This is a genomic window from Streptomyces termitum (genome assembly GCF_014650175.1).
In the GTDB taxonomy this organism is placed as follows: domain Bacteria; phylum Actinomycetota; class Actinomycetes; order Streptomycetales; family Streptomycetaceae; genus Streptomyces; species Streptomyces termitum.
Genome location: NZ_BMUL01000004.1, coordinates 266350 through 284842, shown reverse-complemented (window position 1 = coordinate 284842; position 18493 = coordinate 266350). Strand labels below are relative to the sequence as shown.

General features: G+C 74.9%; 17 protein-coding genes. 7 read left to right on the top strand and 10 right to left on the bottom strand.

Annotation, left to right across the window (positions count from 1 at the left end):
• Nucleotides 1-317: 317 nt before the first annotated feature.
• From IE219_RS09870 to idi, 3 genes are all read left to right on the top strand, one after another.
• Entirely contained in the window at nt 318-1259 is a 942-nt protein-coding gene (locus IE219_RS09870) for a cation diffusion facilitator family transporter (RefSeq protein ID WP_189976218.1), read from the top strand.
• Between the two features lie 261 nt (nt 1260-1520).
• Nucleotides 1521-2780, top strand: coding sequence for a bifunctional class I SAM-dependent methyltransferase/N-acetyltransferase (locus IE219_RS09865; protein ID WP_189976217.1), 1260 nt, complete (start codon nt 1521-1523; stop codon nt 2778-2780).
• A gap of 145 nt (nt 2781-2925) precedes the next feature.
• Nucleotides 2926-3564, top strand: a complete 639-nt coding sequence (gene idi, locus IE219_RS09860) for an isopentenyl-diphosphate Delta-isomerase (protein ID WP_373298803.1) — start codon at nt 2926-2928, stop codon at nt 3562-3564.
• On the opposite strand, the gene IE219_RS09855 is transcribed toward idi, so the two are convergent.
• Together IE219_RS09855 and IE219_RS09850 are read right to left on the bottom strand one after the other, a co-directional pair.
• Nucleotides 3530-4045 carry an ATP-binding protein gene (locus IE219_RS09855; RefSeq protein ID WP_189976216.1) on the bottom strand — a complete coding sequence of 172 codons (516 nt, stop codon included), beginning with the start codon at nt 4043-4045 and terminating at the stop codon, nt 3530-3532. The genes idi and IE219_RS09855 overlap by 35 nt on opposite strands.
• Before the next feature lie 130 nt (nt 4046-4175).
• Entirely contained in the window at nt 4176-4841 is a 666-nt protein-coding gene (locus tag IE219_RS09850; protein ID WP_189976215.1) for an HdeD family acid-resistance protein, read from the bottom strand.
• Between the two features lie 75 nt (nt 4842-4916).
• On the opposite strand from IE219_RS09850, the gene IE219_RS09845 reads away from it, so the two are divergent.
• On the top strand, nt 4917-5669 hold the full coding sequence (locus IE219_RS09845) for an enoyl-CoA hydratase/isomerase family protein (RefSeq protein WP_189976214.1): 753 nt from the start codon (nt 4917-4919) through the stop codon (nt 5667-5669).
• Between the two features lie 3 nt (nt 5670-5672).
• Here IE219_RS09845 and IE219_RS09840 read toward each other — a convergent pair whose 3' ends face one another.
• The gene (locus tag IE219_RS09840) at nt 5673-6308 is read right to left on the bottom strand and encodes a DJ-1/PfpI family protein (RefSeq protein ID WP_189976213.1); all 636 of its coding nucleotides are present in this window, start codon (nt 6306-6308) and stop codon (nt 5673-5675) included.
• Nucleotides 6309-6320: 12 nt separating this feature from the next.
• A complete protein-coding gene (locus IE219_RS09835) occupies nt 6321-7298 on the bottom strand; it encodes a GlxA family transcriptional regulator (RefSeq protein ID WP_189976212.1) in 978 nt (325 codons plus the stop codon).
• Nucleotides 7299-7411: 113 nt separating this feature from the next.
• Here IE219_RS09835 and IE219_RS09830 point away from each other — a divergent pair, with 113 nt between their 5' ends.
• A complete protein-coding gene (locus IE219_RS09830) occupies nt 7412-8278 on the top strand; it encodes an SCO6745 family protein (protein ID WP_189976211.1) in 867 nt (288 codons plus the stop codon).
• A 145-nt stretch (nt 8279-8423) separates the two neighbouring features.
• Entirely contained in the window at nt 8424-10844 is a 2421-nt protein-coding gene (locus IE219_RS09825) for a Tex family protein (protein ID WP_189976210.1), read from the top strand.
• A 63-nt stretch (nt 10845-10907) separates the two neighbouring features.
• Here IE219_RS09825 and IE219_RS09820 read toward each other — a convergent pair whose 3' ends face one another.
• From IE219_RS09820 to IE219_RS09805, 4 genes are read right to left on the bottom strand one after another with little or no spacing between them, the layout of a single operon-like run.
• The gene (locus IE219_RS09820) at nt 10908-11312 is read right to left on the bottom strand and encodes a hypothetical protein (RefSeq protein WP_189976209.1); all 405 of its coding nucleotides are present in this window, start codon (nt 11310-11312) and stop codon (nt 10908-10910) included.
• The gene (locus tag IE219_RS09815) at nt 11309-12043 is read right to left on the bottom strand and encodes a 2-phosphosulfolactate phosphatase (RefSeq protein WP_189976208.1); all 735 of its coding nucleotides are present in this window, start codon (nt 12041-12043) and stop codon (nt 11309-11311) included. The genes IE219_RS09820 and IE219_RS09815 overlap by 4 nt, the downstream gene beginning before the upstream one ends.
• Nucleotides 12043-13680, bottom strand: coding sequence for an ABC-F family ATP-binding cassette domain-containing protein (locus IE219_RS09810; protein WP_189976207.1), 1638 nt, complete (start codon nt 13678-13680; stop codon nt 12043-12045). The genes IE219_RS09815 and IE219_RS09810 overlap by 1 nt, the downstream gene beginning before the upstream one ends.
• A gap of 34 nt (nt 13681-13714) precedes the next feature.
• On the bottom strand, nt 13715-15013 hold the full coding sequence (locus IE219_RS09805; RefSeq protein WP_189976206.1) for a M14 family metallopeptidase: 1299 nt from the start codon (nt 15011-15013) through the stop codon (nt 13715-13717).
• Between the two features lie 203 nt (nt 15014-15216).
• On the opposite strand from IE219_RS09805, the gene IE219_RS09800 reads away from it, so the two are divergent.
• Nucleotides 15217-16734: a M1 family metallopeptidase gene (locus IE219_RS09800; RefSeq protein ID WP_189976205.1), complete on the top strand. Its 1518-nt coding sequence runs from the start codon at nt 15217-15219 to the stop codon at nt 16732-16734.
• 34 nt (nt 16735-16768) lie between these two features.
• Here IE219_RS09800 and IE219_RS09795 read toward each other — a convergent pair whose 3' ends face one another.
• Nucleotides 16769-17686, bottom strand: coding sequence for an oxygenase MpaB family protein (locus tag IE219_RS09795; protein WP_189976204.1), 918 nt, complete (start codon nt 17684-17686; stop codon nt 16769-16771).
• Nucleotides 17687-17837: 151 nt separating this feature from the next.
• Complete coding sequence (locus tag IE219_RS09790) at nt 17838-18323, bottom strand: F0F1 ATP synthase subunit B family protein (RefSeq protein ID WP_189976203.1); 486 nt, start codon at nt 18321-18323, stop codon at nt 17838-17840.
• Between the last annotated feature and the right edge of the window lie 170 nt (nt 18324-18493).

Below are 18493 nucleotides of genomic sequence, written 5' to 3'. Positions count from 1 at the left end.
TGAGGCTATCGGATGGACGGAGCGTGAGTTCACCGAGCCTTCGCGCGGCCGACTCCCTCCGGTCCGCCCGTGTCCGCCCGGTGCCGGGCGTCCTCGCGTGATCATCATCGGCGATCGGTGGCCCGTCCGCCAAACGGGTGAGCTGGGCGTCTCGGGGAGTGGTCCGCCAGGTGGGCGCCCTCTTGACTCACTGAGGGACATCTTCGCAGGTCAGGGCAATGACAACGGTGTTCAGTACCGTGTTGCACATACCCCCCTCCCGTAGTTCACTGGGCCACCCGGGGCACTCGTCGAGACAGGATTTGGGAGGCCATGTCATGGGGGCTGGACACGACCACGGGCACAGTCACGGGGGGCCGGCGCCGACCGGTACGGCGGGCGCCGCCTACCGCAACCGGTTGCGGATCGCGCTGGGCATCACACTCTCCGTGATGCTGGTGGAGATCGTCGGCGGCCTGCTCTCCGACTCGCTGGCGCTGATCGCCGACGCCGCGCACATGGCGACCGACGCGGTGGGGCTGGCGATGGCGCTGCTCGCCATCCACTTCGCCAACCGGCCGCCGTCGGAGAACCGCACCTTCGGCCTGGCCCGCGCGGAGATCCTGGCGGCGCTCGCCAACTGTCTGCTGCTGCTCGGCGTCGGCGGCTACGTCCTCTTCGAGGCGGTCCAGCGGTTCATGGAGCCGGCCGAGACCAAGGGCGGGCTGGCCATCGCCGTCGCGGCGATCGGCCTGGTGGCCAACATCGTCTCGCTGTCGCTGCTCATGCGGGGACAGAAGGAGAGCCTCAACGTCCGGGGCGCCTACCTGGAGGTGCTCGCCGACGCGCTCGGCTCGGTGACCGTGATCATCGCCGCCGGTGTCATCCTGCTGACCGGCTGGCAGTACGCCGACCCGATCGCGTCCCTCGTCATCGGCCTGATGATCGTGCCGCGCACGGTGAAGCTGCTGCGCGAGACGCTCGACGTGCTCCTGGAGTCCGCGCCCAAGGGCGTCGACATGGCGGAGGTCCGCTCGCACCTCCTGGCCCTGCCGGGCGTGGAGGACGTGCACGACCTGCACGCCTGGACCATCACCTCGGGCCTCCCGGTCCTCTCCGCGCACGTGGTGGTGGACGCCGGGGCGCTGGACTCGGTGGGCCACGAGAAGATGCTCCACGACCTCCAGGGCTGCCTGGGCGACCACTTCGACGTGGAGCACTGCACCTTCCAGCTGGAACCGGCCGGGCACGCGGAGCACGAGGCGAAGCTCTGCCTGTGACCGCCGGCCCCGGCCCGGCCGTGGGGTCCGCGACGCCGGTCGCGGACCCCACGGCTGTTAGGCTCGTCGTACGAGTCGTGCGACTCGTACGAACACGTGCGTGAGAGGAGCTGAGGTTGATGACCGTCGCCCAGGAGGCCGCCGTCCGCGGCCCCGTCCGGTCCCCCTTCAGCTCCCGGGTCTCCGGCTGACCTGATCCCGGCCCTTCCGCCGGTCCGTCACGTCGTCGGCCGGGGCCCTCTCCCGATCGAGGGTTCCACGTTGTCCGACCTCTCTTCCCCTTCGGCGTCCCACGACGCCTTCTTCGCCCTGCACCACGGCCTGCCGCGCCAAGGTCCGGGCTCCGACGCCACCACCCGCCGCCTGCTGGCGCTCGCGGGCCCGCTGCCCGCGCGTCCGCGCGTGCTCGACCTGGGCTGCGGCCCCGGCCGCTCCGCGCTGCTGCTGGCCGCCGAGGCGGGCGCCGAGGTGACCGCCGCCGACACCCACGAGCCGTTCCTCGACGAGCTGCGCGCGGCGGCCGCCGCGCGCGGTCTCACCGGCTCCGTCCACCCGGTGCGGGCCGACATGGCCGCGCCGCCCTTCCCGGACGGCTCCTTCGACCTGGTCTGGGCCGAGAGCTCGGTCTTCGTGCTCGGCTTCGACCGGGCGCTCGCCGCCTGGCGCAGACTGCTCGCGCCGGGCGGGACGCTGGTCCTCACCGAGTGCGTGTGGACCACCGGCGACCCCGCCCCGGAGGCCCGCGCCTTCTGGGACACGCACTATCCGCTCCGTACCGCGGCGGAGCTCTCCGCCGCGGCGGTCGGGGCGGGCTACCACGTCCTGGGCTCCTTCACCCAGCCCGACGGGGACTGGGACGAGTACTACCGGCCGCTGGCCGCGCACGCCGACGCCGCCGACACCTCGGTGCCGGGGATGGCGGAGGCGGTCGCGGGGGCGCGCGCCGAGATCGCGCTGCGCCGGGCGCACGGCGGGGACTACGGCTACGCGGGCCTGGTGCTCCGCCCGGCCGACCCCCGCTGGCCCACCCGGGCCGAGCGGCCTGCGGACCACGCGGCCGTGCGGGAGCTGACGGCGGCGGCCTTCGGGTCGCCGGCCGAGGCGGAGCTCGTCGACGCGCTGCGGGCCGACCCGGACGCCTGGCTGCCGGGGCTCTCGGTGGTCGCCGAGGCGCCGGACGGCACGGTCGCGGCGCACGCGCTGATCACCCGGTGCCGGGTGGACGGCGTACCGGCGGCGGCGCTCGCGCCGGTCTCGGTGGCGCCGGCGCACCAGCGGTCGGGGGCCGGTCTGGCCGTCGTCCGGGCGGCGCTGGACGCGGCGCGGCTCGCCGGGGAGCGGCTGGTGCTCGTGCTGGGCCATCCGGAGTACTACCCCCGGTTCGGGTTCGTACGTGCGTCCGCATATGGAATCCGGCCAGGTTTCGAGGTCCCGGACGAGGCGATGATGGCGCTCGTCCTCGACGGATCCGGTCCGGTTCCGTCGGGCAGGATCGCCTATCCGGGGGCTTTCGGGGTCTGATCCGCCCCGGACGCCCCCGCCGCTCCCCCGCACCGGTGTATGCCGGTGCGGGAGGAGCGGCGAGCTCCGGCCGCCGAAGTGCGGACAAGCCGCTTTTGTACGGCAGACTGGGGTGGCCTCCACGGGCCGAGAACCGAAGCGAAGGATGGGTATGCCGACCACACAGGGCACCACGGCCGCGATCACGCCGGGGCTTGCGCCGCGGCTCTCGTCGAACGGCGCGGCGCCGTCCGGCGCTCCGGAGCCGATCATGCTGGAACTGGTCGACGAGGCCGGTAACACCATCGGTACGGCGGAGAAGCTCGCCGCCCACCAGGCGCCGGGACAGCTGCACCGGGCGTTCTCGGTGTTCCTCTTCGACGAGGAGGGCCGGCTGCTGCTCCAGCGCCGGGCGCTCGGCAAGTACCACTCCCCCGGTGTCTGGTCGAACACCTGCTGCGGCCACCCCTACCCGGGCGAGGCGCCGTTCGCGGCGGCCGCCCGGCGCACCTTCGAGGAGCTGGGGGTCTCCCCGACCCTGATGGGCGAGGCCGGGACGGTCCGCTACAACCACCCGGACCCGGCCTCGGGCCTGGTGGAGCAGGAGTTCAACCACCTCTTCGTCGGCCTGGTGCAGGGCACCCCGCGCCCCGACCCCGAGGAGATCGGGGACTACGCCTTCGTCACCCCGGACGAGCTGGCCGAGCGGCACGCGGCCGCGCCGTTCTCCGCCTGGTTCATGACGGTGCTCGACGCGGCGCGTCCGGCGATCAGGGAGCTGACGGGTCCGGCCGGGGGCTGGTGACCCGGCCGTCCGGCGCTCCCGGCCCCGGTGCCATCGGGGCCAGGGGCAGCGCCGCCCAGATGATCTTTCCGCCGCTCGCGGTGTGCTCGACGTCGCAGGCGCCGCCGGACTCCAGGGCGATCTCCTTGACCAGGAGCAGCCCCCGGCCGCCGGTCCGGCCGTGGTCGGCCTCCAGGGCCTTGGGCCGGTAGGGGTGGTTGTCCTCGACGGCCACCCGGATCCACTCCGGTCCGATCGCCACCTCGACCGCTATCTCCGGGGAGAGCAGCGCCGCGTGCCGCACGGCGTTCGTCACCAGCTCGGAGACGATCAGCAGCAGACCCTGCCGGACGTCCTCGTGGACCGGAACCCCCTGGCGGGCCAGCAGGTCGCGTACCGCGTGCCGGGCCTGGGGGACGGAGACGTCGACGGCGGGCGCCGTGAAGCGCCAGACTCCCTCGTAGGACAGGGGCCGGGCGGGGACGCCTCCGCGGGTCTCCATGGTCCGGCTCCCACCCTCGTGCTCGATTCTCGCCACGCTTCGAGTCTTGGCAATCCGGAGGGGCATCCCGACCTACTGACCAGAAGTCGATACCAATAGGCCACCTTCTGATCGGCGGCGCGTGTCCGCTTCAGGTGTTCGACTGATCCTGCGCGTTTCCTTCGGACGCCTTGTCCGACGAAACGACCGGTTCGGCGGGGTCCGGGGTGACCATCCCGACGATACGGCGCCCGCCCACGCCCATCGCGACGAGCCCGAGGCCGTCGAAGAGCAGCGCCAGGGAGAAGAAGACCCCGAGGACGTAGCGACTGCTGCTCGGCCAGTCGAAGAGCACCAGGAGGCCCAGGAGCAGCCCGAAGGCGCCCTGGAGGAGCGTCCAGCCGAACTGCGGGCCGCGCACCACCACGCTGCCGACCAGCCGGAAGAGGCCGCCGGTGAGGAAGAGCAGGGCGGCGAACATCGTCAGCGCCTCGGCGGAGCCCTCCGGGTGGCGGATCACCACCACCCCGGCCGCGATGTTCAGCGCCGCGACCACCGCCGCGAGCCAGAAGTGGCCGGTGCCCCGGGACTGCACCGCCTGGAGCAGCCCCACGAAGCCGCCGGCCAGCAGCAGCCAGCCGAAGAGGAGCATCGAGGTGAGGGTGGCCAGCCCCGTGTAGACCAGGCCGACGATCCCGCAGATCACCAGCACCGCGCCGAGCGCGGCGAGCCGGCCGAAGCTCCGGCCGAGCCGCCTGCCCTCGCGGGCCATCTCCCGCACCGGGTCGGGGTCCTCGCCCCGGGTCCGCTCGGCCATCCGCCTGCCTCCTCGCAGCCGCCCGACGACCCCTTCCCGATCGTACGTTCGGCGCCGGTGGATAGCATCCGGCCCATGGAGACCGCGGAACCCCAGCTCGCCGACAGCGTCACCGACGGCATCGCCACCCTCGTCATCAGCAACCCCGCCAAGCGGAACGCGATGACGGCCGGGATGTGGCGCGCCCTGCCCGCCGTGCTCGACCGGCTCGCCGCCGACCCGGCGGTCCGGGTGCTGGTGCTGACCGGCGCGGGCGACACCTTCTGCGCCGGCGCCGACATCGCGGCGCTGCGCGAGCCCGGCGACGAGCAGCAGGGCCTCGCCGTGCGCGCCGAGGAGGCGCTCGCCGCCTTCCCCAAGCCGACCCTGGCCGCCGTGCGCGGCTACTGCGTGGGCGGCGGCAGCCAGCTCGCCGCCGCCTGCGACCTGCGCTTCGCCGCCGAGGACGCCCGCTTCGGGATCACCCCGGCGAAGCTCGGCATCGTCTACCCCTCCTCCTCCACCCGGCGGCTCACCGCCCTCGTCGGCCCGGCCACCGCCAAGTACCTGCTGTTCTCCGGCGAACTGATCGACGCCGAACGGGCGCTGCGGACCGGCCTGGTGGACGAGACGCACCCGGCGGACGGGCTGGGGAAGCGGGTGGCGGAGTTCGGCCGGATCCTCGCCTCCCGCTCGCTGCTCACCCAGGCGGCGGCCAAGGAGTACGCGGACGGGCGGCGGGACCGGGACGCGTACTGGGCGGAGCGGGCGCGCGGCAGCGGCGACACGGCGGAGGGCGTCGCCGCCTTCCTGGAGCGCCGCCCGCCCCGCTTCACGTACGGCCTCTGAGGCTCAGCCCGGGTCGGCCGCCGACTGCCCGCGCCAGTGGGCGACGAGGTGCGCGGGGGCCTTCTCCGGCGAGCCCGCGTCGTACGGGGGCCGCGGGTCGTACTCGGTGAGGAGCTGGACCGTCATGGCGGCGTCGTCCCCGGCGATCCGGCCGAGCAGGTGCAGGCCCATGTCGATGCCGGAGGAGACCCCGGCGGCCGTCACGTACTTGCCGTCGAAGACGACCCGCTCGGCGGTGGGTTCGGCGCCCAGCGCGCGCAGTTCCTCGCGGGCCAGCCAGTGGGTGGTGGCGCGGCGGCCGTCGAGCAGTCCGGCGGCGGCGAGGAGCAGCGCGCCGGTGCAGACGGAGGTGGTCCAGGTGCTGGTGGCGTCGGCGGTGCGCAGCCACGCCCGGATCTCCGGGTCGTGCATGGCCCGCCGGGTCTCCGGGCCGCCGGGGACGAGGACGACGTCCGGGCGCGGCACGTCGGCGAGCGCCCTGTCGGCGACGAGGGCGAGGCTGCCCTGGTCGTTGCGGACCGGGCCGGCCGTCTTGGCGACGAGGACGGTCTCGGCGCCCGGGAGGCGGGAGAGGATCTCGTACGGGCCGACGGCGTCGAGCGAGGTGAAGCCCTCGTAGAGCAGGACGGCGATCTGCATGGCGGGTCCCTTTCAGCGGGTGACGGGTGCGTGGAAGCGGCGGCGGTAGTCGGCCGGGGCGGTGCCGAGGGCCTTGGTGAAGGCGCGGCGCATCGCCTCGGGGGTGCCGTAGCCGGCCGCGCGGGAGACCTCCTCGACGCCGTGCGCGGTCTCCTCCAGGAGCCGGCGGGCGTGTTCGAGGCGGATCAGGTCGACGTACCGGCCCGGGGTGGTGCCGGTCTCGGCGTGGAAGGCGCGGGCGAAGTGGCGGGGCGAGAGCCGGGCGCGGGCGGCGAGCCGCTCCACCGACAGGTCCTCGTCCGGGTGGTCGGCGATCCACGCCTGGAGTTCCCGCAGCGGTTCGCGGCGGGCGGTCTGGGCGGCCAGCTGGGCGCTGAACTGGGCCTGGTTGCCCGGCCGGCGCAGGAAGACGACGAGCAGCCGGGCGATGGCGAGGGCCGCCTCCCGGCCGAGGTCCTCCTCCACCAGCGCGAGCGCCAGGTCGATGCCGGCGGTGACCCCGGCGGAGGTGGCGATCCGGCCGTCCCGGACGAAGATCGGGTCCGGGTCCACCTCGACCTCGGGGTGGCGGCGGGCCAGGTGCTCGCAGACCATCCAGTGGGTGGTGGCCCGGTGGCCGTCGAGGAGCCCGGCCTCGGCGAGCCGGAGCGCCCCGGTGCAGACGGAGACCAGCCGCTCGGCGCGCGGGCCGTGCGCGCGCAGCCAGTCGACCAGGGCCGGGTCGGCGCTCCGGGTGCCCTGGCCGCCGGGAACGAGGAGGGTGTGCGGCGGGCCGTCGGCGACGGCCCCGGCCAGGTCGGTGTCGGGGAGGATCCGCAGGCCGCTGTCGGTGCGGACCGGACCGCCGTCGAGGGAGGCGGTGCGGAGCGGGTACGGCGCCCGTTCGGCGCCCGACGCCCAGGCGGCGGCGTGGAACACCTCGGTGGGCCCGGTGACGTCGAGGCTCTGCACGCCGTCGAAGAGGACGACGAGGACGGGGCGCTGCTGCATGCCCCCATCCTTCGGGCCGGGCGGACGCGTCCGCAAGGACGCCGACCCCACCTTTCCTGCCATCCGGCGCCCGGCCGTTCCTTCCGTACCAAGCAGTCGGTTAGGTTCTGGGCATGACGAGCTCACTGCCGCCGCGGGCCGGGCGCCGCTGCCACCACACCCTCAACCCGCTCCACTCCACGCTGTACTTCTCCCCCGACCTGGACCGGGAGTTCACCGCGCTCGGCCTCGCCGACGCGGCCGCCGTCCGGATCGCCGCCCGCAGCGCCCCGCTCGGCGCCGTCGGCCCCGGCACCGTCGCCGCCGCCTTCTACAACTACGACCACGCCCTGCTCGCCCGGCACCTGCCGGCCGTCTGGGAGACCGTCTCCCCCGCCGCCGCGCTCGGCGCCCGGCTGCGGGCCGCCGACGCCACGCTGCGCCGGCTGCTCGGCGAGGAGGCCGTGGCCTCCCCCGAGATGGCCGAGGCCGCCGCGCTCGCGCTGCGGGCCGTCGAGGCGTGCTCCCGGCCCGCCCGGCCGCTGTACTCCGCCAACGCCGACCTGCCGGTCCCCGAGGAGCCGCACCTCGCCTACTGGCACGCGGCGGCCCTGCTGCGCGAGCACCGGGGCGACGGCCACCTCGCCGCGCTCCTCACCCTCGGGCTCGACCCGCTGGAGGCGCTGATCACCCACACCGCCACCGGCAAGGGCATGAACTCGGCCTGGATCCTGGAGACCCGGGGCTGGAGCCGGGACGACTGGGAGGCCGGCCGGGAGCGGCTGCGCGGGCGCGGGCTGCTGGACGCCGGGGGCGAGCTGACGGAGGAGGGCGCCCGGCTGCGGGAGGAGCTGGAGGAGGTCACGGACCGCCTGGACGCCGCCCCGTACGAGCACCTGGGCGCGGCCGGCGTGGAGCGGCTGACCGAACTGGGCCGGGGCTTCCTGGTCACGGCCGCCGGGGCGGGCGCCTTCCCCCCGCACCTGATGGGGAAGAACTGACCGCCCACCCCCTTCCCGGGCCCTGATCCGGCCCGGTCCCGGCGCGCTTCCGGCGCGCGGGACCGGGCCGGTCGCCGCGTCCGGGTGGCGGACGCGGCAGAATGCACGGGCAAGCCAGCGGCACGAGAAGGCGGGTCGGGACAGCGTGACGACGTCCATCGAAGCAAGGATCGCCGAGGAACTCGGTGTACGGGAACGACAGGTGAAGGCCGCGGTCGAGCTGCTCGACGGCGGTTCGACCGTGCCGTTCATCGCGCGCTACCGCAAGGAAGCGACCGAGACGCTCGACGACGCGCAGCTGCGCACGCTGGAGGAGCGGCTGCGGTACCTGCGGGAGCTGGAGGACCGGCGCACCGCCGTCCTCGAATCGGTGCGCGAGCAGGGCAGGCTCACCGAGGAGCTGGAGGCGCGGATCCTGGCCGCCGACACCAAGGCGCGGCTGGAGGACATCTACCTGCCGTTCAAGCCGAAGCGGCGGACCAAGGCGCAGATCGCCCGCGAGGCGGGGCTCGCGCCGCTCGCGGAGGCGCTGCTGGCCGACCCGTCGGTGGAGCCGGCGGCGGCCGCCGCCGGCTTCGTGGACGCGGAGAGGGGCGTCGCGGACGCGGCGGCCGCCCTGGAGGGCGCGCGGGCCGTCCTGACCGAGAAGTTCTCCGAGGACGCCGACCTGATCGGCGAACTGCGGGAGCGGATGTGGGGCCGGGGCCGGCTCGTGGCGAAGGTCCGCGAGGGCAAGGAGGAGGAGGGCGCCAAGTTCGCCGACTACTTCGACTTCACCGAGCCGTTCACCGCCCTGCCCTCGCACCGGATCCTCGCGATGCTGCGCGGCGAGAAGGAGGACGTGCTCTCCCTGGACCTGGAGCCGGAGGAGCCGTCCGACGGGCCGTCCTCGTACGAGCCGCTCGTCGCGGGGCGCTTCGGCATCGCGGACCGGGGCCGTCCCGGCGACAAGTGGCTCCGGGACACGGTCCGCTGGGCCTGGCGCACCCGCATCCTGGTGCACCTCGGGATCGACCTGCGGCTGCGGCTGCGGACGGCCGCCGAGGACGAGGCGGTGCGGGTCTTCGCGGCGAACCTGCGGGACCTGCTGCTGGCCGCCCCGGCGGGCACCCGGGCGACGCTGGGCCTCGACCCCGGTTTCCGTACCGGCGTGAAGGTCGCGGTGGTCGACGCCACCGGCAAGGTGGTGGCCACCGACACGATCCACCCGCACGTCCCCGCCAACCGCTGGGACCAGGCGCTGGACCGGCTGGCGCGGCTCGCGAAGGAGCACGCGGTGGACCTGGTCGCGATCGGCAACGGCACGGCCTCCCGCGAGACCGACAAGCTCGCCGCCGAACTCCTGGCCAAGCACCCTGAGTTGGGGCTGACCAAGGTGATGGTCTCGGAGGCGGGCGCCTCCGTGTACTCGGCGTCGGCCTTCGCCTCGCAGGAACTCCCTGACCTGGACGTGTCGTTGCGCGGGGCCGTGTCGATCGCCCGGCGGCTCCAGGACCCGCTGGCCGAGCTGGTGAAGATCGACCCGAAGTCGATCGGCGTCGGCCAGTACCAGCACGACCTGTCCGAGACGAAGCTCTCGCGGTCGCTCGACGCGGTCGTCGAGGACTGTGTGAACGGTGTCGGCGTGGACGTCAACACCGCCTCGGCGCGGCTGCTTTCGCGGGTCTCCGGGATCAGCGCGGGCCTCGCCGAGAACATCGTGGCGCACCGTGACGCGCACGGCCCCTTCCGGTCCCGCAAGGCGCTCAAGGACGTGTCCCGGCTGGGCCCGAAGGCGTACGAGCAGTGCGCGGGCTTCCTGCGGATCCGGGGCGGCGAGGACCCGCTGGACTCCTCGGCGGTGCACCCGGAGGCGTACCCGGTGGTGCGGCGGATGGCGAAGACGACCGGCGGCGAGGTCGCCGCGCTGATCGGCGACACCGGCACCCTGCGGTCGCTGCGGCCGGCCGACTTCGTGGACGACTCCTTCGGTCTGCCCACGGTCACCGACATCCTGCGCGAGCTGGAGAAGCCGGGCCGCGACCCGCGACCGGCGTTCCGGACGGCCACCTTCAAGGAGGGCGTCGAGAAGATCGGCGACCTGCTGGCGGGGATGGTCCTGGAGGGCGTGGTGACGAACGTGGCGGCCTTCGGGGCGTTCGTGGACGTCGGTGTGCACCAGGACGGTCTGGTGCACGTCTCCGCCCTGTCGAAGACCTTCGTCAAGGACCCGCGCGACGTGGTGAAGCCGGGCGACGTGGTGAAGGTGAAGGTGCTGGACGTCGACGTGCCGAGGAAGCGGATCTCGCTGACGCTGCGGCTGGACGACGAGGCGGCGGCCGAGGGCGGCGCGCCGAAGCGGGAGCGCGGCGGGCGTCCGCCGCAGCAGCGCCAGGGCCGGGACCGCGACCGGAACCAGCCGCAGGGCCAGGGGCAGGGGCAGGGCCGCGGTGGGCAGGGCCGGGGCGGTCAGGGCGGCGGCCGGGACCGCGACCGGGGTACGGCCCCGGCGCCGGCCAACTCCGCCATGGCCGACGCGCTGCGCAAGGCCGGTCTGCTCGGCGAGGGCGGCCGCAAGCGCCGCTGAGCCCCGCACGCGCCCGCGCCCCGCACCCCGTCTCCTCGGGGTGCGGGGCGCGGGCGTACCGGCTCAGGGCAGGAAGCGCAGGGCCCAGTCGGCGCGGTGGGCGGTGGCGAGGTCCTCGTCCTCGGTGAGGGGGCGCAGGACCCGCTCGGCGGTCGCGGGGTCGGCCTGCACCAGGTCGACGATCTCGGCCGCCAGGCCGTCCTGGTCGTCGCCGAGGTCGGCGGCCGAGGCGCGGACCAGGACCGGCAGCGTCTCCGTGCCGCCGATGCCGGCGACGACGCCGCCGAGGAGTTCGCGGGCGTAGCCGTTGCGCTCGGCGACCGCCCGGTCCAGCTCGGACTCCAGGCGCGGCAGCAGCGCCCGGTCGCCGCCCGCCGCGACGGCGTCGGCGAGGTCGATGGTGGCGTCGACGTCCGCGTCGAGGTCGTCGAGCATCGCGAGGAGCCGGGTGAGGGAGTCGTCGGTCATGGTGCCTCCTGGAATGCGCCGTCCACGAGGACGGGGACGACGGCCGACGCGTCGGTCTCGGCGGCCACCTCCACGTCCCGCCGACAGCCGTACGCGTACAGTTCACGGCCCGAGTCGCAGCCGTGCAGGGCGGCGGCCGGGTCGTCGGTGGCGTCCCACAGCGTGGCCGCCGCGGTCGCCTCGGGGGTCAGGGAGCGGCCGCCGGCCGCGCGCAGGGCGGCGAGGACCGCGCCCGCGCCGAGCAGGTCCTCCAGGGCGGGGCGCAGGGAGCCGTCCGGCCACCGCTCCCCGGCGGCGACGACGGCGAGCGGCCGTTCGGCCGCGCCGTGTCCGCGCTCCGCGAGGAAGCGGGCGACGGCCGTGGCGTTGCGCAGCGAGGCGGCGATCACGGTCACGCCGCCGTCGGCGGCCTCGGCGGCGATGGTGGAGCCGTTCGGGGAGGGCAGGACGAGCCGGGGCGGGGCGGGGGCGGCGCGCAGGGCGGCCGGGGAGAGCGACCAGGGGTGCTCCCCGGTGGCCGCGCGGCGGCCGACGGCGAGGACGGCGTCCCGCTCCCGGGCGTACGCGGCGGCGGTTTCGTCCCGCCACCGGTAGGGGTACACGGCGGTGCCGCGCTCCACGGCCACGCCGACGGCGGTGGTGAAGGAGAGCACGTCGACGACGACCACGCAGGCGGCGCCGGGGGCGAGGGCCCGCGCCTCCACCGGGCCCCAGCCGAAGGAGACGCCCATCAGTGCTCGGTGGCCTTGCCGTCGGCGACCTCGACGCGGCGGTCGACGCGGACCGCGTCGAGCATCCGGCGGTCGTGGGTGACCAGCAGCAGGGTGCCCTCGTAGGTGTCGAGGGCGGACTCCAGCTGTTCGATGGCGGGCAGGTCAAGGTGGTTGGTCGGCTCGTCGAGGACCAGCAGGTTGACGCCCCGGCCCTGGAGGAGGGCGAGGGCGGCGCGGGTGCGCTCGCCGGGCGAGAGGGTGGTGGCGGGGCGCAGGACGTGGTCGGCCTTGAGGCCGAACTTGGCGAGCAGGGTGCGCACCTCGGCCGGTTCGGTCTCGGGGACGGCCGCGCAGAAGGCGTCGAGGAGGGTCTCGGTGCCGTGGAAGAGGCGGCGGGCCTGGTCGACCTCGCCGACGACGACGCCGGGGCCGAGGGCGGCGTGGCCGGAGTCGAGCGGGAGGCGGCCGAGGAGGGCGGCGAGCAGGGTGGACTTCCCGGCGCCGTTGGCCCCGGTGATCGCGACCCGGTCGGCCCAGTCGATCTGGAGGGAGACCGGTCCGAAGGAAAAGTCGCCGCGCCGCACCTCGGCGTCGCGGAGGGTGGCGACGACCGCGCCGGAGCGGGGCGCGGCGGCGATCTCCATCCGCAGCTCCCACTCCTTGCGGGGCTCCTCGACGACGTCCAGGCGCTCGATCATGCGCTGGGTCTGGCGGGCCTTGGCGGCCTGCTTCTCGCTGGACTCGCCGCGCAGCTTGCGGCCGATCTTGTCGTTGTCGGTGGCCTTGCGGCGGGCGTTGCGGACGCCCTTGTCCATCCAGTTGCGCTGCATGAGCGCGCGGCCTTCGAGGGCGGACTTCTTGTCGGCGTACTCCTCGTACTCCTCGCGGGCGTGCCGGCGGGCGGTGGCGCGCTCCTCCAGGTAGGCGTCGTAGCCGCCGCCGTAGAGGGTGATCCGCTGCTGGGCCAGGTCGAGTTCGAGGACCTTGGTGACGGTGCGGGTGAGGAACTCGCGGTCGTGGCTGACGACGACGGTGCCGGCCCGCAGCCCCTTCACGAAGGACTCCAGGCGCTCCAGGCCGTCGAGGTCGAGGTCGTTGGTGGGTTCGTCGAGGAGGAAGACGTCGTAGCGGGAGAGGAGCAGCGAGGCGAGGCCGGCGCGGGCGGCCTGGCCGCCGGAGAGGGCGGTCATCGGCAGGTCGAGGCCGACGGTGAGGCCGAGGGAGGCGACGACCTCCTCGGCGCGCTCGTCGAGGTCGGCGCCGCCGAGGTCGAGCCAGCGCTCCAGGGTGGTGGCGTACGCATCGTCGGCGCCGGGCGCGCCGTCGACCAGGCCCTGGGTGGCCTCGTCCATCGCGGTCTGCGCGGCGGCGACGCCGGTGCGGCGGGCCAGGAACTCGCGGACGGTCTCGCCCGCGCGGCGCTCGGGCTCCTGCGGCAGGTGGCCGACGGTCGCGGTCGGCGGGGAGAGGCGCACCTCGCCGTCCTCGGGCGTGTCCAGGCCGGCGAGGAGGCGCAGGAGGCTGGACTTGCCGGCGCCGTTGACGCCGACGAGGCCGATGACGTCGCCGGGGGCGACGACGAGGTCGAGGCCGGCGAAGAGGGTGCGTTCGCCGTGGCCGGCGGCGAGGTCCTTGGCGACGAGTGTGGCAGTCATCAGGACACGCATCCTACGGGGGCCGGCGGGGGGTTCAGCAGTCGGGCGCGGGGGCGGCGGGGGCGAGGGCGTAGGGGGCGCGGGGGTCGAGGAGGAGGGGGACCAGGCGGCGGCCGGGCTGGTCGAGGGGGACGAGCGCGCCGCCGTCGGGGGCGGGGCGGGCGGTGACGCCGTGCAGGGCGAGGGCGTCGCGGATCCGCGCGTACGCGGCGGGGCCGAGGCGGTAGCCGCAGGGCGGGTCGGCGAGGGTGTCGTCGGGGGCGGCCGGGTCGTCGTCGGTGCCGCCGCCGAGGTGGAGCGGGCCGGGGAAGGGGGCGGTGGGGCGGGTGGCGGCGGTGAGCGGGCCGGAGCGTTCGGCGGTGTAGGAGAGGACGGCGGCGACGGTGGTGAGGTGGGTGGCGACGCGGCGGCGCCGGTCGAGGGCGGGGTCGCGTTCCCCGGCGGGGTCGAGCGGATCCTCGCGGGTCTCGGCGAGGAGGGAGACCGCGCCCTTGAGGGCGGCCGTGTTGCGCAGGATGCGTTCCTGGCCGTCACCGGCGACCCGGCGGGCGGGGCGGCCGGTCAGCGGGTCGGTCCAGACGCCGTAGACGCCGTGGGTGCGGCCGGCGAGGGCGGCGGCGGGGCGGACGTGGGCGTCGGAGAGGCGGCGGGACTCGGCCCGGATCCGGGGGTCGGCGGCGGGGGTGCGCGGCCAGAGGGTGAGCAGGTCCTTGTCGTAGAAGCGGGGGGTGGCGCCGTACTCGTGGAGGTCGAGGACGAGGTCGGGGCGCCGGTCGCGCAGGAGGGCGGCGAGGGTGCGGGCCTCGGTGGTGCGCAGGGCGAGGTGGTCGCGGTTGACGTCGATGCCGGCGGCGTTGCCCCGGGTGCCGGCGGCGCGGCCGTCGGGGTTGGCGTCGGGGACGACGAGGACGGTGGTGCGGGCGAGGAGGCGCAGGGTGGCGGGGTCGCGGGTGAGGGCGAGGTTCCGGACGGTGCCGAGGCAGGCTTCGCGGCCGGCGGGTTCGTCGCCGTGCTGGGAGCAGACGAGGAGGACGGTGACGTCGCCCCGGGCGGGGCCGAGGGCGGCGAGCCGCAGCGGGCGGCCCTGGTCGGTGGTGGCGAGGGTGGTGACGGTGAGCCGGTCGCCCGCGGCGGCGTCGACGGCGGCGAGGAAGTCGCGTTCCTCCTCCTCGCCGGTCCAGTGGGCGCCGTCGCCGCGCTCGAAGCCGGTGCGGGGCGGTGCGGGGCGGGGCTCGGGGCCGGCGGCCTTCGCGGGGAGGGCGAGGAGGGGCAGCAGGGCGGTTCCGGCGGCGAGGGCCAGGACGCGGCGTGCGGCGCGCGGTCGCTTCGGCATGGGCGGAAGGTACTCGCCGTGCCGGGTGGGGCGGAAGACCTCGTACGGGGAACGGGTGAATCGTGCTTCGTGTCGGCCGAATGGCGATCGTGTGACGGAAGGCGCCCTTTACGTGACCCTGCGTCGCGTGGTTCATAGAGTCCGGAACTAAGGACCGACGCCCACCCACGCGTCTTACGCCTCTTCTGACTTGGGGAGCATCCGTGCACCGCAGAATCATCGTTCCGAGTGCCTTCGCGGCCACTCTGCTGCTGGCGATCCCGGCATCGGCGGCCGACTACGTCCCGGGCGCGCCGGGCATCGGCGACTCCTACTACCCGGCGAGCGGGAACGGCGGCTACGACGTCTCGCACTACGACCTGCGGCTGCGCTACCAGCCGGCGACGGACCTGCTCGAAGGCACCGCGACGATCCTGGCGACGACGACGCAGAACCTCTCCCGGTTCAATCTGGACCTGGGGCTGAAGGTGTCGGAGGTGCGGGTCGACGGGCGGATCGCGCGGTTCGCGGCGACCGGGGAGCACGAGCTGGAGGTGACGCCCGCCGCGCCGCTGCCGAAGGACAGGCGGGTGACGGTGGTGGTCCGGTACGCGGGCAAGCCGTCGGAGTTCAAGGTCGGCGGCTGGTCGGCCTGGCACCGCACGCCGGACGGCGGGGTGGCGGCGCAGGAGCCGGACGCGGCCGCCTGGTGGTTCCCGTCCAACGACCATCCGCGCGACAAGGCCACCTTCGACGTGTCGGTGCAGGTGCCGAACGGCACCCAGGCGATCAGCAACGGCGTGCTCCAGTCGCAGACGTCGGTGGCGGGCTGGACCCGCTTCAACTGGCGCTCGAACAAGCCGCAGGCGCCGTACCTGGCGACGCTGGCGGTCGGGAAGTTCGACATCACGACGGACCGGACGGCGAACGGGCTGCCCGTCCTCAACGCGTACAGCAAGGACCTGGGCGACAACGACGGCGCGGCGCGGGCGTCGATCGAGCGGACCGCCGAGGTGGCGGAGTGGCTGGAGGGCCTCTTCGGCCCGTACCCGTTCAACGCGCTGGGCGGCTACGTGCCGAACGTGACCAGCGGGTACGCGCTGGAGACGCAGACCCGGCCGTTCTACAGCCCGCGCCAGTTCGCGAACGGGGCGAACGTGTCGGTGGTCGTGCACGAGCTGGCGCACCAGTGGTACGGCGACAGCGTCTCGGTGCGCGACTGGAAGGACATCTGGATCAACGAGGGCTTCGCCCGCTACAGCCAGTGGCTGTGGTCGGAGAAGGAGGGCGAGGGCACCGCGCAGGAGCTGGCGGACTACGTGTACGCGATCCGCACGGCCGAGGACCCGTTCTGGACGGTGCGGCCGGGTGACCCGGGGCCGGACGACCAGTTCCACATCGCGGTGTACGACCGGGGCGCGCTGGCGCTCCAGGCGCTGCGGGTCGAGATCGGCGACGAGGACTTCTTCGCGATCCTGAAGGGCTGGCCGCAGCGGTTCGCGCACGGCAACGCGCGGGTCGCGGACTTCGTGCGGTACGCGGAGCAGGTCTCCGGCAAGCCGCTGGCGGCGCTCTTCGACACCTGGCTGTACCAGCCGGTGAAGCCGGCCGCGGCGCCGTCCCCGGCCGCCGCGTCCGCCACCGCCGCCGCCCCGGCCCGGTCGGCGGGGAAGCCGGTGCCGCCGAAGTCGTGGAAGAAGATCGCGGCGACCGACACGGTGCACGAGCGCGACGGCCACTGAGCCGTCCGTCCCCGGAAAAATGGGGGGCCGTCCGTCAGCGCGGGGCGCGGCGGGCGGCCTTCCGGGCTTCGCGGGCGAGCGGCAGGTAGCGCAGCCGCTCGGGCAGGACGGGGACGACGAGGCGGAGGGCGCGGGCGAGGCGGCGCAGCCGGCGCTCCTGCTCCGGTGTCCACTCCAGGCCGAGGGCGGCGCGGGCGTCCGGCGGCATCAGGCCGGTGGTGAGGAAGGCGCGGGCCTTCTGGAAGGGCCGGCGCAGCAGCGGCCACAGGGGGCGCAGGGCGAGCCGCAGCAGCAGCGGTCCCCGGTCGGGGGCGGGCACGGGGGCGTCCGGGTCGAGGAGTTCGCGGACGACGTCGTTCGCCTCCAGCTCCTCGGCGAGGACCTTGCGGTAGTAGGGCCAGAACTCCTCGACGGTCTGCGGCATGTCCCGGTCGTGGATGCCGAGTATCCGGCCGACCTGGAGCCATTCGGCGTAGAGGCGGCGGTCCTGGGCCTCGGTGAGGGGCCGGTGGAGCAGGGCGAGGCCGTGGCGGTAGACGGGGTAGCCGGTGGCGTGGACCCAGGCGTAGTGGGCCGGGGTGAGCGCGTGGTAGCGGCGGCCGTGGGCGTCGGTGCCCTGGATGTCGCGGTGCAGGCGGCGCAGTCGGCGGCCCTCGGCGGCGGCCTCGTCGCCGCCGTACACCCAGAGCTGGACGGAGCGCAGTGAGCGCTCGCCCCGGCCCCAGGGGTCGGTGCGGAAGACGGAGTGCTCGTCGACGCCGGCGCCGATGGCGGGGCGGGCGACCTGCATGGTGAGGGCGGCGGGGAGCATCAGCAGGGCGCGCACGTCGCCGGCGACGCTCCACAGGACGCCGCCGACGGGCGGCGGCAGGGGTTCGTCGTGTCCCCCCGCGGCGGTACGGGCTCCGCCGTCCGTTCCGGTCGCGGTCCCGGTCTCGTTCCCGGTGGTCATGCGGGCCCCTGTCTTTCGCCTGTCTCCCGCCTCGGCGGGCGTTCCTCCAGCGTACGGAGGGCGGGTGCGGACGGACGACGCCGGGGCCGGTCGCGGGGCGGGTGCCCCGGGACCGGCCCCGGCGTCAGAGGTGCGGTGCGGTCGTGCGGTGTCAGGCGCGGTCGGCGCCGACCGGCTCGCCGACGATGCGGCCGGCGAGGGCGTGGGCCCAGGCGTCGACGTCGGCGTTGAGCTCGCGCTCGGCGGCCTCGCGCTCGGCGGTGATCTTCGCGGTGCCCTCGGCGAGGATGCCGTCGCGCTCGGCCTGGCCCTCGGCACGGGCGGCGGCGATGGCGGCGGAGCCCTCCTCGACGGCCTTGGAGCGGATGCGGGCGGCCTCGTGGCGGGCCTCGGCGAGCTCGGCCTCGTACTGGGCGCGGATGTCGGCGGCCTCGGCGCGGAGGTCGTCGGCGCGGCCGGTGGCGCCCTCGGTGGCGTCCTCGCGCTCGTCGAGCGTGCGCTTGATCTTCGGCAGGATCACCTTGGCCATGAAGAAGAAGGTGAGGAAGAACACGACGAAACCGAGGATGAGCTCGGCCCAGACGGGGTTGAGCGGACCGAGGTCCATGTTGAAGATCTTCGAGTTCGCGAGGGTCATGCCGCGCATCCTACCTGCTTCCGGGAGCGGCGAATCGTACACCCCCACGAGAGTTGGCGTGCCCGTACGACGCGGTCCGGATTCCCGCCATCCAGAGGCTACCGGAAGGTAACCGCGGCTGATTGGATGTGCCGCGCCGAGCACGACCCCCCACCCATCCCACGGGAGTC

Bases quoted from the DNA above. Each gene is read 5' to 3' on its own strand.
- idi (WP_373298803.1), top strand. From the start codon at position 2,926: ATGGGTATGCCGACCACACAGGGCACCACGGCCGCGATCACGCCGGGG.
- IE219_RS09795 (WP_189976204.1), bottom strand. From the start codon at position 17,686: ATGACCACCGGGAACGAGACCGGGACCGCGACCGGAACGGACGGCGGA.
- IE219_RS09820 (WP_189976209.1), bottom strand. From the start codon at position 11,312: ATGACCGACGACTCCCTCACCCGGCTCCTCGCGATGCTCGACGACCTC.
- IE219_RS09815 (WP_189976208.1), bottom strand. From the start codon at position 12,043: ATGGGCGTCTCCTTCGGCTGGGGCCCGGTGGAGGCGCGGGCCCTCGCC.
- IE219_RS09835 (WP_189976212.1), bottom strand. From the start codon at position 7,298: ATGCAGCAGCGCCCCGTCCTCGTCGTCCTCTTCGACGGCGTGCAGAGC.
- IE219_RS09840 (WP_189976213.1), bottom strand. From the start codon at position 6,308: ATGCAGATCGCCGTCCTGCTCTACGAGGGCTTCACCTCGCTCGACGCC.
- IE219_RS09855 (WP_189976216.1), bottom strand. From the start codon at position 4,045: ATGGAGACCCGCGGAGGCGTCCCCGCCCGGCCCCTGTCCTACGAGGGA.
- IE219_RS09845 (WP_189976214.1), top strand. From the start codon at position 4,917: ATGGAGACCGCGGAACCCCAGCTCGCCGACAGCGTCACCGACGGCATC.
- IE219_RS09830 (WP_189976211.1), top strand. From the start codon at position 7,412: ATGACGAGCTCACTGCCGCCGCGGGCCGGGCGCCGCTGCCACCACACC.
- IE219_RS09790 (WP_189976203.1), bottom strand. From the start codon at position 18,323: ATGACCCTCGCGAACTCGAAGATCTTCAACATGGACCTCGGTCCGCTC.
- IE219_RS09805 (WP_189976206.1), bottom strand. From the start codon at position 15,013: ATGCCGAAGCGACCGCGCGCCGCACGCCGCGTCCTGGCCCTCGCCGCC.
- IE219_RS09870 (WP_189976218.1), top strand. From the start codon at position 318: ATGGGGGCTGGACACGACCACGGGCACAGTCACGGGGGGCCGGCGCCG.
- IE219_RS09810 (WP_189976207.1), bottom strand. From the start codon at position 13,680: ATGACTGCCACACTCGTCGCCAAGGACCTCGCCGCCGGCCACGGCGAA.
- IE219_RS09850 (WP_189976215.1), bottom strand. From the start codon at position 4,841: ATGGCCGAGCGGACCCGGGGCGAGGACCCCGACCCGGTGCGGGAGATG.